Here is a 12,054-nt window from a genome sequence, read left to right on the forward strand (position 1 = left end):
TTTCTCGTTATCGTTTCAGGGACATCAAGCGTTGGCGCCGGCGGCAATGCCGCCGGCATGCTGCCGGTCCGCGTGCCGCATCGGACCGTCGAGGCGCCACAGCAGGCCGGCGGCGAGCGCCGCCAATGCCGCCAGCAGGGCGAAGAAGGCGCCGGGTTCGAAGCGGCTCCACAGGCCGCCTACCAGGCCGGCCGACAGGCTGCCGGCGAAGGTGACCAGGAACCAGGCGGCGACCGTGGTGCTGCCCAGGTGGCGCGGCGCCAGCCGGGCGAACAGCCCCAGGCCGGTGGGCAGGATGAACAGCTCGCCGATCGTCAGCACCAGGAAGAACGACACCAGCCAGAACCAGCCGGTGGCCGCGCCGCCGGCGCTCCAGCCGATGGTGGCCAGCAGCAGGTAGGCGCCGGCCACGATCAGCGCCCCGCAGGCCATGCGCCGCAGCGGCGCCTGGTCGACGCCTGCCGCGGCGCGGCGATGCCAGTACGCCAGCAGCGGCGGCGTGAGCAGCATCACGAACAGCGGGTTCAGCGACTGGAACCAGGTCATCGGGATGGTCCAGTCGCCCACGGTGCGGTCGACGCCGCTGTCGGCCCACAACGCCACCGTATTGCCGACCTGCTCGTAGGCGGCGCGAAATACCGTCACCGCCAGGCCGATGCCGGCCAGGACCAGCACGGTCTCGCGGCCCAGGGCGCGCGGCGCGCCGTCGTGCAAGGGCGCCGGCGTGCGCAAGGTTTCCGGCGGCAGGTAGCGCTGTCCGGCGACGTAGATCGCGAGGCCCAGCAGCATGCCGACGCCGGCCAGGCCGAAGCCGTAGTGCCAGCCATACAGCTCGCCCACCGTGCCGCAGATCAAGGGCGCCAGGAAGCCGCCGATATTGATGCCCACGTAATAGACGTTGAACGCCCAGCCGCGCCGCGCATCGCTGCGCGCATACAGGTCGCCGACCTGGCTCGGCAGCGACGGCAGGAACAGGCCGTTGCCGAGGGCGATGGTGGCCAGCGCCAGGTAGAAGAAAGCGTCGAAGGCCATCATGAAGTGCCCGGCAGCCATGATCGAGGCGCCGATGACGATGGCGCGCCGCTTGCCGAGCCAGCGGTCGGCCAGCACGCCGCCCAGGATCGGCGTGAAGTAGGCCGCCGCCGTATAGGCGCCGTAGATGAACGAGGCCTGGGTCTGCGCCAGCAGCAGTTCCTTGGTCATGAAGTAGACCAGCAGCGCGCGCATGCCGTAGTACGAGAACTGTTCCCACATATTGGTCAGGAACAGGACCGTCAGCCCGCGCGGATGGCCGAACCAGGTCGGCTGCGCGCGCATTGCATCACTCCTTGCGCCGCTCATGCGGGAGTCTTTCCGGCGCCGCCCCAGACCGCGGGCCCGGACCAGACCTTTCCGTCGGCGTACTCGACGCCGGGACGGCGGTCGTTGGCCAGGAAGATCGGGCCATCGAGGTCGACGATGTCGCATTCCTGGCCCAGCACGAAGCTCGGCCCCATGGACAGGCTCGAGCCGCCCATATTGCCGACCATGACCCTGAGGCCCAGGCGCCGCGCTTCCTGGGCCATGAGCAGGCCCTCGGTCAGCCCGCCGCATTTGTCGAGCTTGATGTTGACGACATCGTAGCGGCCGACGGCGCAGGCCACGTCGCCGAGGGACAGGATGCTTTCGTCGCCCGCCAGCGGGATCGGCGAGCGCAAGCCTTCCAGCTCGGCTTCGTGGCCGCGCGCCAGCGGCTGCTCGAGCAGGCCGACGTCCTGGGCCAGCAGGCCGGCGATCAGGGCGTCGAGCTGGCCGGCCACGAAGCCCTGGTTGCCGTCCACGCCGAGCCAGGCGTCGGGCCGCGCGGCGCGCACCGCCGCCACGCGCGCCAGGTCGAGATCGAGGTCGCCGGTGAGCTTGATCTTGATCGAGTGGGCCTGGGCGTAGCCGCGCGCCGTCTCCGCCATGGCCTCGGGCGCGTCGGCGCCGAGCGTGAAGGTGGTGAGCAGCGGCCTGGGCGCCGGCTTGCCGGCCAGCTGCCACACCGGCACGCCGGCGCGCTTCGCTTCCAGTTCCCACAGCGCGCAGTCGACCGCATTGCGCGCGCCGCCCGGCGGCAGGATGGCGCGCAGCTCTTCGCGCGTGGGACCGGCGGCGATGGCGGCGCTGGCGCCATCGAGCGCGGCCAGCATGTGGGCCGCGTCGTCGCCCAGGTAGTAGACGCCGCAGGCTTCGCCGCGGCCCTGGTGGCGGCCGTCGCCCAGGGTGACGACGACCACCTCGAAGGCCTCGAACACATGGCCCGAGATGCGGAACGGTTTCGCCAGGCGCAGTTTTTCGGTCGCGACCGAGATCGTGAGGCGGGCCATCAGTAGTTCACCGTCATCGAAAGCAGGCCGAAGCGCAGGGCGACGTAGGCCAGCAGCAGCACCGACAGCAGATACAGCACGCTCCAGAACTTGCGCAGGCGGCCGCTTTCCCTGAACGCCAGCTGCAGGTTGCGCGCGCCGGCCACCAGCGCCGCCACGAAGGCGAGCAGGCCGCCGATCTGCAGGAGCCACAGCCACGGGTCGAGCGGGGAGGTCGCGTTTTCCAGCGTCGCCTCGAAGGCCGCCACGATGCCGGCCCATCCGGCCAGCACCGCCAGGATGGCCAGCGCGCAAACGCGCGTGGCCAGCGCGGCCTGGCGCGCCGGCTTGTCCAGCGTGTGCTGCAGCTTGTAGCGGCGGCGCACGATCCAGCCGGCCGGCATGGCCAGCACGGCGAGCAGCAGCACGCAAACGGCGGCGCAGGCAGCCGGGATCAGCCAGGCGCCGTTCTTGCCGGCCGGGACACGGTCGAACACCATGAACGGCGACATGAAGTCCATGCTCCAGCGCACGACTTGACCGTTCACCAGCTGGGCCGCGAGGCGGTCTTCGCCATTCTTGTCGCGCCACACGAAGGGCGCGATTTCCACCCATTCGCGCGGCCGGCCATTCGGCCCGAGCAGGGCCGGCACCACCAGGTTGCCCTTGTCGTCGAGCGTGACCTTCACCTGGCCCAGCAGGTTGAACACGGCGAAGAAGTTTGATTCGGAGCGGCGCGTGCTTTCCCAGGAACCGGCCATCATCGCGGCATGGCGCTGCGCTTCGGCCTCGGGAACGCGGCCATCGGGCGGGAGGGTGGTGGGGAAGTAGCGGTCGGAGAAATCCTGGAACAGGGCGCTGCGCAGCGTGTTGGACGCGCCGTCGCGGCCACCGCTGTTGACCGACAGGTACAGGCCGACGCCGTCGTCCATGTACAGGTGCAGCGAGGTGTGGAAGCCTTCGGTGTCGCCCAGGTGGGCGATCACGTCGCGGCCGTTGACGTTGGTCTCGAAGAAGCCGAGCTCCATGCGATTGAGCGGCGGCAGCAGCGTCGACCTGGCGATCTTGTCGAGCGGGCTATCGTGCATCATTTTCGCGGTGGCGGCGGACAGGATGCGCTGGCCGTTGAATTCTCCGCCCGCGAGGTGGGCGATCATGAAGTTGGCCATGTCCTGGCCGCTGGCCGAGAGCGCCCCGGCCGGCGCCGGGTTGACGATCTCGAAGCCGAGCGATGGTTCGCCGGGCTTGCTGTAGCCCTTGGCCATCAGCGGCTCGAGCGCTGGCGGCAGCGGCTGGCGGAAGGTGGCGGTGCGCATGTTCAGCGGCGCGAAGATCCGCTGTTCGACATAGTCGTTGAACGGCAGCCCCGATACACGCTCGACCACGTAGCCGGCCAGCGAGGTGGCGTAGTTCGAGTAGGCCGGCGCGGTGCCGGCGTCGAAGATGCGCTCGGGGACCCATGCCTTGAGCAGTTCTCCCAGCGGCCTGGCCTTGCCCTTGTCGTAGACGATCAGGTATTTCACCGACTCTTCGAAGCCGGCGGTATGGGTCATGATCTCGCGCATCGTCACCGGCTTGCCGGCGCGCGCGGGGATCTTGAAGTCGAGGTAGGTGTTGACGTCGGCGTCGAGGTCGATCTTGCCCTGCTCCACCATCTGCATGACGGCGGTCCAGGTCACCAGCTTCGATACCGAGCCGGGACGGAACAGGGTGCGCTCGCCATCGACCGGCGTGCGCTTGTCGACGTCGGCATAGCCGAAGCCGCGCGCACTCAGGACCTGGCCATCCTTGACCACCACCACCACCGCGCCCGGGATATCGCTGGTATTGAGCGCGAACGGCATGTAGCCGTCGAGCCAGGCGTCGAGATCGGTCTTGTCGAGGGCACGTCCGCCGGCGGCAGCGGGGGACTGGACGGCCGTTTGCGCCGTATCCGTAGGGGTCTTGGCGACCGGACCCGGCGCGATCGGCGCCGGCGGCAGCGTCGGCGCTCGCGGCGCCTGCTGGGCCAGCCCGGCGCCGTTCCAGCACAGCATGCTCAGCAGCAGAATCTTCAGAAATCTCATCGAGTCTCCCTTCTCCCTGTTCGTTCGGTTGATTGCGGACCACCGGGTCAGCCTATAAAATAAAGCTTGATCCGAGTTATTTTTCTCTGATTAGAGAAATATCTTCCTAATCAGAGACTATGTCAACATATAAAAAATTCTTCTATGGCATCTGAATCCCCAACACTCGGCGCATTGATCCGCAGCCTGCGCAGCCGCCAGGGCTGGACGCTGAAGGAAATGAGCGTGAAAAGCGGCATCCCTGTGTCCACCTTGTCGAAGGTGGAGCACGGCCAGCTGACGCTGACCTACGACAAGCTGTACCAGCTGAGCCAGAAGCTCGGCATGCGCATGTCGGAGCTGTTTGCCGAAGAACCCGAGGCCGAGCCGGCGGTCACGGCGCGCCGCAGCCTGGGCGACCTGCAGTCGGCGGTGCGGGTGGAGACGCCCAACTACGACTACCACTACCTGTGCGCCGAGCTGAGGCGCAAGCGCATGATCCCGGTGATCGCGCGCATCCGCGCCAAGTCGGTCAGGGAGTTCGGGCAACTGGTGCATCACTCGGGAGAAGAGTTCACCTACGTGCTCAAGGGCGCGGTGGTGCTACACAGCGAGTTCTACGATCCGGTGGTGCTCAAGGAGGGGCAGTCGATCTATTTCGACTCGAGCATGGGGCATGCCTACCTGACGCCCGAAGGCTGCGACGAGGCCGAGGTGCTGACCGTGATGTCGAGTGCGGACGAGGAGCAGATGCAGTCGATGATGTCGACGCATACGCACGCCCACACGCTCGGGTCCCCGGACGGACAGGTGGAACGGGCGCCGGCCAAGCCACCCAGGCGCAAGGCCGCAAACAGCCAGGACTGAGGGGCTTTGTCAGCGCCCTGTGTGGGAGGGCCTGCCGGTTACGGGAAACGGTCTGGAACGGTAGACACCGTCAGAACCCGAGCTGGTAACAGGATTGTCCGGTCTGGGGGGAGATCGTTACATTGGAAAGATTCTGTGTGATTATCTGGACCACCCGGTGTGCAAAAGCAGGCTCGCGGTTGTGCTGGAATCCGTGATGAATCAGTGTTCTGAGCTTGGTCGCAAACATGCGAATGAGCGGTCCTGCTCCATCCTGGTCATCGTTGATGATACAGGTGTCGAACTCGCAATTATCCCCATGTCTGGCCGGCTCGGTGAAATTGGTGCTTCCAAAGATGGAGAAGTCGGTATTCAGGAAGTCCTTTCCGCGACCGGAGAGCCCGATGGCTTTGGCGTGCCATTTTCGAACAGCGACAAATTGGACGTTGATCGCGATACCGGTATTGCTGTTACTGCGTAAGGCATTGATGGTTTTGACGAAGAGATTCCCGACCTTTGTGACCACTTGATCCAGAGAGGCCGTGTATTTTCCCTTGGTATCCGCAAAAATTCCTATTAGCAGAACAATTTCGCGGTTTGCCTGATTGGCGGCCCAGGAAATCGCACTGGCAAGTTCCGATGCCACGCCGTCATACGATGAAACGCTGCCGGTCAGAATATAAAGTCTTCCATCTTTTGCCGAAGCAAGCAGAGTTTGAAATTCCTGGGTTGTCTCGTTGTGATCCGGGCTCTGCAATAAAAATTTTATCGTCATAATATTCACTCGTAACGTAAGCAATCAACAGGCAGCAGCCTCGACGCCCTGCGCGCCGGATAAAAACCGAAGAACATCCCGACCGCCGTCGCGAACCCGCACGCCACCAGCACCCCCGACAGGGTCAGGTAGACCTCGAAGTCCGCAAACTTCGTGATGAGCGCCGCGCCGCCCGCCGCGATCGCGATCCCGACCAGGCCACCGGCCAGGCAGATCACCACCGCCTCGGCCAGGAACTGCAGCAGCACGGCGTTCGGGCGCGCGCCGATCGCCATCCGGATGCCGATCTCGCGCGTCCTTTCGGTCACCGACACCAGCATGATGTTCATGATGCCGATCCCGCCCACCAGCAGCGAGATCGCGCCGATCAGGCCGAGCAGCAGGGCGACGCCGGCGCTGATCTTGTTGGCCGTGTCGGCGATCGTGTTCAGGTTCTGGATGCGGAAATCGTCCGGGTCGTCGAGCCGGATCCGGTGCCGGTCGCGCAACACTTCCTTGATGTCCTCGATGGCCTCGTTCATCGACCCGTCCGGCCGGCCCTGGGCGTTGATGTAGTGGACGTTCTGCGGGAACGGCGACTTGACCAGGTGGGCGCTGGCCGCCGTGATCGGCACCACGATCTGTTCCGCCAGGTCGGTGCCGTCGGGCTGGCGGCCTTCGCCGGCCAGCACGCCGATCACCTGGAACGACACGTTCTCGATGCGCAGGTAGCGCCCGAGCGGATCGGCGCGGTAGAAGAACTGGTCGGCCACCTTCTGGCCGATCACCGCCAGCCGCGCGCTGGCCCGCACGTCGGCTTCGCCGAACAGGGTGCCCTGGTCGACCTTCCAGTTGCGGATCGTGAACATGTCCGGGGTCACGCCCATCACGGTGCTGCTCAGGTTCTCGTTGCCGGCGCTGACCTTGAAGCTGCCCTGCAGGGCAGGCGCGGCGCCGGTCAGGCTGGGCAGGGCATTGAGCGCCTCGGCGTCAACCTGGGTCAGCACCGCCACCTTGCCTTCGCGGGCGCGCTGCGCTTCCGTGCGGTCGCCGCCCGGCATGATGTAGACCATGTTCGTGCCCAGCATCTGCAGCTGCTTGCCGATGAAGCGCTGCATGCTGTCGCCGAGGGCCAGCAGCAGCACCACCGAGGCGATGCCGATCACGATGCCGAGCATCGTCAGCGCCGTGCGCAGGCGGTTGGCCGCCATCGAGCGCAGGGATTCGATCAAGACCTGGATCAGGTTCATGGCGCGACTCCCGCCGCGGCGGTCGCGAACTGGCGCAGCCCTTCGGCGGCCGGGCCGTCGTAGATCACCTGCCCGTCCTTCAGGCGCACCAGGCGCTTGCTGTAGGCGGCGACGTCGGCTTCGTGCGTCACCAGCACGATGGTGATGCCGCGCTCGCGGTTCAGTTGCTGGAAGCTGTGCATGATGATGTCGCTGGTCTGGGTGTCGAGGTTCCCGGTCGGCTCGTCGGCCAGCAGCAGCGGCGGGTCGGTGGCGAGTGCGCGCGCGATCGCGACGCGCTGCTGCTGGCCGCCGGAGAGCTGGTTCGGCGTGCGTCCGGCGAGTTCGCCCAGGCCGACCCGTTCCAGTTCGGCCACGGCCCGCGCACGCGCCCTGGCGCGCCCCACGCCGCCGTAGATCAGGGGCAGGGCGACGTTTTCCGCCAGCGACATGCGCTTGATGAGGTTAAAGCTCTGGAACACGAAGCCGATCTTGCGGTTGCGGATGTCGGCCAGCGCGGGCCGTGAAAGCTGGCGGGTGTCGACGCCGTCGAGCAGGTAAGTCCCGCCGGTGGCCTGGTCCAGGCAGCCGAGGATGTTCATCAGGGTCGACTTGCCGGAGCCTGACGCGCCCATGATGGACACGAAGTCGCCGCGCTCCACCGTCATGTCGACGCCGTGCAGCACCGGCGTCTCGACGCTGCCGCTGACGTAGGTCTTGGTGACGCCGCGGATGGCGATCAGCGGCCCGGTCATTGGTTCTCCGGCTGGGCCAGCGCGCGGGTCACCACGCGGTCGCCTGGCTTCAGGTCGCCCGACAGCACTTCGGTGTAGCGGAAGTTGGAAAGCCCCGCCCGAATGTCGACCGGCTGCGGCTGGTTCATCGCGTCGAGTTTATAAATCTTGAACATGCGCGCGGTCTCGCTGGCGCTGCGGAAGGCGACGTCGTCTTCCTGCGCGGCGGGCTTGGCCGGCTGCGCGGCCACCTGCTGGACGTCGTTCTCCTTGTCCTTGTCGCGCTTGCGCTCTGCCGCCTGCTCTTCTTCGGACAGGCGGAAGCGCAGCGCCGTGGTCGGGATGCGCAGCACGTCGGGCCGGTTCGCCACCACCAGCCTTACCTGCGCCGTCATGCCGGGCTTGAGCAGTTCGTCGGTGTTGTCGACGTCGAGCACGACGTTATAGGTGACGACGTTCTGGACCACGTTCGGCGCCAGGCGGAACTGGCGCATGGTGGCGTTGAATTCGCGGTCGGGATAGGCGTCGACCACGAAGCGCGCCGGCAAGCCGTCCTTGAGCAGGCCGACGTCGGCTTCCGACACGCTGGTGTCGATCTGCATCTTGGTCAGGTCGTTCGCGATCTGGAACAGGTTCGGCGTGTTGAACGAGGCCGCCACGGTCTGGCCCAGGTCGATGGTGCGCTTGATCACCACGCCGTCGATCGGCGAGCGGATCACGCTGTTGTTGAGGTCCGCCCGCGCACGGTCGAGCTGGGCCTGGGCCAGCTTGAGATTGGCGGCGGCCACGTCCATCTCGCGCCGCGACTGGTCGAGCGCCAGGCTGGAGACGAAGTTCTGCGCCACCAGCTGCTCGTTGCGCTTGTAGGTGGCCCGGGCCAGCTGGAGGCTGGCGCGCGCCGAGGCGATGCTGGCTTCGGCCTGGCCCACCTGGGCGTTGAAGATGGTGGGCTCGAGCTTGAGCAGCACCTGGCCCTTCTTGACGCGGTCGTTGAAGTCGGCGTGCAGCTCGGCCACGGTGCCCGAGACCTGCGAGCCGACGTTGATCAGTGCCACCGGGTTGATGGTGCCGGTGGCGGTCACGGTCTGGTTGATGGCGCCGCGGTCGACCGCGGTGCTGCGGTATTTCGACGGCGGGACGACGTTGTCCCTGGGCTTGAGCAGTACCGCGCCTGCCGCGACGGCGACGAGAACGATGGTGGCGATGACGATGCGTTTCTTGGTAAAGATTTTCATTGGTTCCAGGCAAACGAACGGCAAGTAAAGCATCGAGTGTGATGCCTTGGTAAAAGATTAGCAAATGCAGATTGCATGATCGTGGCGTGCATATGCCAGGAAGCGCCGCAGTTTTTCGGAAGGAAGATCGTGGCGATCCGCTAGAATGGCGTATTCCTTTCTACTTACCAACCGCATCATGACTCAAGACGAATTGAAACAAGCAGTGGCGCGCGCCGCCATCGATTACGTTGTCGACGGTGAAATCATCGGCGTCGGCACCGGCTCGACCGCCAACTTTTTCATCGACGAACTGGCCAGGATCAAGGACCGCATCAAGGGCACCGTGGCCTCGTCCGAAGCCACCGCGGCCCGTCTGCGCGGCCACGGCATCCCGGTGTTCGACCTGAACGAGGTCGAATCGATGGCCGTCTACATCGACGGCGCCGACGAGATCGACGCGCAAGGCGCGATGATCAAGGGTGGCGGCGCGGCGCTGACGCGCGAAAAGATCGTGGCGTCGGTGTCGAAGAAGTTCGTCTGCATCGCCGACGGCTCGAAGCTGGTCGACACGCTGGGTAAATTCCCGCTGCCGGTGGAAGTGATCCCGATGGCGCGCGCCGTCGTGATGCGCAAGCTCGCGCTGCTTGGCGGCCAGCCGAAGCTGCGCCTCAAGCCAGGCACCGACCAGCCTTTCATCACCGACAACGGCGGTGAGCTGATCGACGTGGCGGGCCTGTCGATCACCGATCCGGTGGCGCTGGAAGAAGAAATCAACCAGATCACCGGCGTGATCGCCGTGGGCCTGTTCGCCAAGGCCGGCGCCGACGTCTGCCTGCTGGGCACGGCGGAAGGCGTCAAGACCCTGTCGCTCTGATCGGGAGACCAGCCATGAAATACGCGCTGGCGCCAATGCTTGCGGCCGTCCTGCTGGGCGGGTGCTCGGTCGTTGGCAGTGGGGTGGATGTGTCGCAGCCGACGGTGATCGCATCGCCCGACGTCGTCCAGATCCAGCGCGTGCCGTTCAAGGTCGGCGTGTCGTCGACCACGGTCGAGCAGCTGGCCAGGGCGCAGGCCTGCGCCAGCGAGCAGGGTGCCGGCCTGATCACGGAGCCGGGGCCGATCGAGGTCTATCGGATGCAGTGCCAGGATGGCAAGGTGTTCATGGCGCGCTGCGAATTGCGCCAGTGCCGCAAGATGTAAAAAAATCCTGCTGACGGCTGGCGCCGCGAGCAGGATTTTTCGTGGAAGATGCGCTTCGATCAGGCCGTCGGCGGCACGTAACCCATCGCCTGGTCGGCGCCTTCGCCGAAGAAATGCTTCTCCATCTGCGTCGCCAGGTATTTGCGCGCGCGATCGTCGGCCAGGTTCAGGCGGTTTTCGTTGATCAGCATCGTTTGATGCTTCAGCCATCCCTGCCATGCCTCTTTCGAGACCGACAGATACAGCTTCTTGCCCATCTCGCCTGGGACCGGCGGGAAGTCCAGGCCTTCGGCTCCCTTGTTCAGTTTGATGCAGTGGACGGTGCGGGCCATCGTGTACTCCTGTTGTGCGTTTTCCGGGTAAGACCGCTATTATAAGGTCTTGATCAGCACCTGTGACCGGCGCTGCCAGTTGTACATGTGTTGCCGGTCTTTTGGCAGATCGTCCACGGTGGCCGGCATGAAGCCGCGCTTCTTGAACCAGTGCGAGGTGCGCGTGGTCAGCACGAACAGTTTCGTGAGGCCGGCGGCGCGGGCGCGGTTTTCCATGTGCTTCAGGATGCGCTCGCCGTCGCCCTGGGTCTGCGCATCGGGGCTCACCGTCAGGCAGGCCATCTCGCCCATCTTCGACTCGGGGAACGGGTACAGCGCCGCGCAGCCGAAGATCACGCCGTCGTGGTCGATCACCGAGAACTGGTCGATCTCGCGCTCGATCAGCTCGCGGCCGCGGTAGACCAGGGTGCCATCGGCTTCCAGTGGCTCGATGAGCTTGATAATTCCGCCGACGTCCTCAATTGTGGCCTGGCGCAGGCTTTCCAGGTTCTCGTGGCTGATCATGGTGCCCACGCCGTCGTGGGTGAACACCTCGAGCAGGGCCGAACCGTCCATCTCGTAGGGGATGATGTGGGCGCGGTCGACGCCGGCATTGCAGGCCTTGATCGCGTGCTGCAGGTAGAAAGCGGCGGAATCGGACAGGAAGCCCGCCTGCAGCACGGCTTCGGCCATGTGCGACGACAATTCGCGCAGCTCGGCGCCGCCGGCATCCACCATCATCGGCGATTCGGTGATGAAGATCAGCTTGTCGGCGTGCAGGGCGATCGCGGCCGACGCGGCCACGTCTTCCATGGTCAGGTTGAAGATCTCGCCGGTCGGCGAGAAGCCCAGCGGCGACAGCAGCACCAGGTTGTCCTCGGTCTGCAGGATCGGATGGATCTTCTCGGCGGCGATCTTGCGGGTGACGCCGGTGAGCTCGAAGTCGACGCCGTCGATCACGCCCAGCGGGCGCGCCACCACGAAGTTGCCCGAGACGATGCTGATCTGGGCGTTCGACATCGGCGTATTGGGCAGGCCCTGGCTGAAGGCGGCCTCGATATCCAGGCGCAGCTCGCCGGCGGCTTCCTTGGCGCATTCGAGCGCGGCGGTGTCGGTGATGCGCACGCCGTTGTGGAAGCGGCCCTCGACGTTGCGCAGCGCCAGCTGCTCGGCCACCTGCGGCCGCGAACCGTGCACCAGCACGATGCGGATGCCGAGGCCGACCAGCAGCGACAAGTCCTGCGCCAGCACCGGCAGGGCGCCGGCGGCGACCAGTTCGCCCGGGAAGGCGACCACGAAGGTCTTGCCACCGAAGGCATGAATATACGGCGCGACCGAGCGCAGCCACTGGACGAATTGGGTAGGAGTTTCCATTTGCCGCATTATAATTC

12 protein-coding genes are annotated in these 12,054 nt (G+C 65.8%); 3 read left to right on the forward strand and 9 right to left on the reverse strand.

Translation table 11 applies throughout. The features are described from left to right. Positions 1–24: 24 nt before the first annotated feature. Genes DIR46_RS19740 through DIR46_RS19750 form a run of 3 tightly spaced genes read right to left on the reverse strand, consistent with a single transcriptional unit; the run spans position 25 to position 4,393 of the window. On the reverse strand, positions 25–1,317 hold the full coding sequence (locus DIR46_RS19740) for a peptide MFS transporter (protein WP_109346764.1): 1,293 nt from the start codon (positions 1,315–1,317) through the stop codon (positions 25–27). Positions 1,318–1,337: 20 nt separating this feature from the next. After that, a complete protein-coding gene (locus DIR46_RS19745; protein WP_109346765.1) occupies positions 1,338–2,348 on the reverse strand; it encodes a dipeptide epimerase in 1,011 nt (336 codons plus the stop codon). Beyond that, entirely contained in the window at positions 2,348–4,393 is a 2,046-nt protein-coding gene (locus tag DIR46_RS19750; RefSeq protein ID WP_205289010.1) for a serine hydrolase domain-containing protein, read from the reverse strand. Before DIR46_RS19750 ends, DIR46_RS19745 begins: the two co-directional genes overlap by 1 nt. A gap of 144 nt (positions 4,394–4,537) precedes the next feature. Here DIR46_RS19750 and DIR46_RS19755 point away from each other — a divergent pair, with 144 nt between their 5' ends. Further along, positions 4,538–5,239 carry a helix-turn-helix domain-containing protein gene (locus tag DIR46_RS19755; RefSeq protein WP_109346766.1) on the forward strand — a complete coding sequence of 234 codons (702 nt, stop codon included), beginning with the start codon at positions 4,538–4,540 and terminating at the stop codon, positions 5,237–5,239. Positions 5,240–5,309: 70 nt separating this feature from the next. Here the strand turns inward: DIR46_RS19755 and DIR46_RS19760 are convergent, their stop codons facing one another. Genes DIR46_RS19760 through DIR46_RS19775 form a run of 4 tightly spaced genes read right to left on the reverse strand, consistent with a single transcriptional unit; the run spans position 5,310 to position 9,170 of the window. Continuing rightward, positions 5,310–5,993: a hypothetical protein gene (locus DIR46_RS19760; protein WP_109346767.1), complete on the reverse strand. Its 684-nt coding sequence runs from the start codon at positions 5,991–5,993 to the stop codon at positions 5,310–5,312. A 5-nt stretch (positions 5,994–5,998) separates the two neighbouring features. Then, positions 5,999–7,222, reverse strand: coding sequence for an ABC transporter permease (locus tag DIR46_RS19765; protein ID WP_229446322.1), 1,224 nt, complete (start codon positions 7,220–7,222; stop codon positions 5,999–6,001). After that, the gene (locus tag DIR46_RS19770) at positions 7,219–7,956 is read right to left on the reverse strand and encodes an ABC transporter ATP-binding protein (protein WP_109346768.1); all 738 of its coding nucleotides are present in this window, start codon (positions 7,954–7,956) and stop codon (positions 7,219–7,221) included. Before DIR46_RS19770 ends, DIR46_RS19765 begins: the two co-directional genes overlap by 4 nt. Continuing rightward, positions 7,953–9,170: an efflux RND transporter periplasmic adaptor subunit gene (locus DIR46_RS19775; RefSeq protein WP_109346769.1), complete on the reverse strand. Its 1,218-nt coding sequence runs from the start codon at positions 9,168–9,170 to the stop codon at positions 7,953–7,955. The genes DIR46_RS19770 and DIR46_RS19775 overlap by 4 nt, the downstream gene beginning before the upstream one ends. 178 nt (positions 9,171–9,348) lie before the next feature. Here DIR46_RS19775 and rpiA point away from each other — a divergent pair, with 178 nt between their 5' ends. Next, a complete protein-coding gene (gene rpiA / locus DIR46_RS19780; protein ID WP_109348085.1) occupies positions 9,349–10,026 on the forward strand; it encodes a ribose-5-phosphate isomerase RpiA in 678 nt (225 codons plus the stop codon). A 14-nt stretch (positions 10,027–10,040) separates the two neighbouring features. After that, positions 10,041–10,352, forward strand: a complete 312-nt coding sequence (locus DIR46_RS19785) for a hypothetical protein (RefSeq protein ID WP_109346770.1) — start codon at positions 10,041–10,043, stop codon at positions 10,350–10,352. Positions 10,353–10,411: 59 nt separating this feature from the next. Here the strand turns inward: DIR46_RS19785 and DIR46_RS19790 are convergent, their stop codons facing one another. Together DIR46_RS19790 and argA are read right to left on the reverse strand one after the other, a co-directional pair. Beyond that, complete coding sequence (locus tag DIR46_RS19790; RefSeq protein WP_109346771.1) at positions 10,412–10,684, reverse strand: oxidative damage protection protein; 273 nt, start codon at positions 10,682–10,684, stop codon at positions 10,412–10,414. A 39-nt stretch (positions 10,685–10,723) separates the two neighbouring features. Continuing rightward, positions 10,724–12,037 (reverse strand): amino-acid N-acetyltransferase, encoded by a 1,314-nt coding sequence (gene argA / locus DIR46_RS19795; protein ID WP_109346772.1) that lies wholly within the window; start codon positions 12,035–12,037, stop codon positions 10,724–10,726. Positions 12,038–12,054: the final 17 nt, after the last annotated feature.

This window comes from Massilia oculi, from assembly GCF_003143515.1.
GTDB classification, from domain to species: Bacteria; Pseudomonadota; Gammaproteobacteria; order Burkholderiales; family Burkholderiaceae_D; genus Telluria; species Telluria oculi.

What these genes read in the sequence shown, in the direction of transcription:
- DIR46_RS19775 (WP_109346769.1), bottom strand. Translation starts at nt 9,170, where the DNA reads ATGAAAATCTTTACCAAGAAACGCATCGTCATCGCCACCATCGTTCTC.
- DIR46_RS19790 (WP_109346771.1), bottom strand. Translation starts at nt 10,684, where the DNA reads ATGGCCCGCACCGTCCACTGCATCAAACTGAACAAGGGAGCCGAAGGC.
- DIR46_RS19770 (WP_109346768.1), bottom strand. Translation starts at nt 7,956, where the DNA reads ATGACCGGGCCGCTGATCGCCATCCGCGGCGTCACCAAGACCTACGTC.
- rpiA (WP_109348085.1), top strand. Translation starts at nt 9,349, where the DNA reads ATGACTCAAGACGAATTGAAACAAGCAGTGGCGCGCGCCGCCATCGAT.
- DIR46_RS19765 (WP_229446322.1), bottom strand. Translation starts at nt 7,222, where the DNA reads ATGAACCTGATCCAGGTCTTGATCGAATCCCTGCGCTCGATGGCGGCC.
- DIR46_RS19745 (WP_109346765.1), bottom strand. Translation starts at nt 2,348, where the DNA reads ATGGCCCGCCTCACGATCTCGGTCGCGACCGAAAAACTGCGCCTGGCG.
- DIR46_RS19785 (WP_109346770.1), top strand. Translation starts at nt 10,041, where the DNA reads ATGAAATACGCGCTGGCGCCAATGCTTGCGGCCGTCCTGCTGGGCGGG.
- DIR46_RS19760 (WP_109346767.1), bottom strand. Translation starts at nt 5,993, where the DNA reads ATGACGATAAAATTTTTATTGCAGAGCCCGGATCACAACGAGACAACC.
- argA (WP_109346772.1), bottom strand. Translation starts at nt 12,037, where the DNA reads ATGGAAACTCCTACCCAATTCGTCCAGTGGCTGCGCTCGGTCGCGCCG.
- DIR46_RS19740 (WP_109346764.1), bottom strand. Translation starts at nt 1,317, where the DNA reads ATGCGCGCGCAGCCGACCTGGTTCGGCCATCCGCGCGGGCTGACGGTC.
- DIR46_RS19750 (WP_205289010.1), bottom strand. Translation starts at nt 4,393, where the DNA reads ATGAGATTTCTGAAGATTCTGCTGCTGAGCATGCTGTGCTGGAACGGC.
- DIR46_RS19755 (WP_109346766.1), top strand. Translation starts at nt 4,538, where the DNA reads ATGGCATCTGAATCCCCAACACTCGGCGCATTGATCCGCAGCCTGCGC.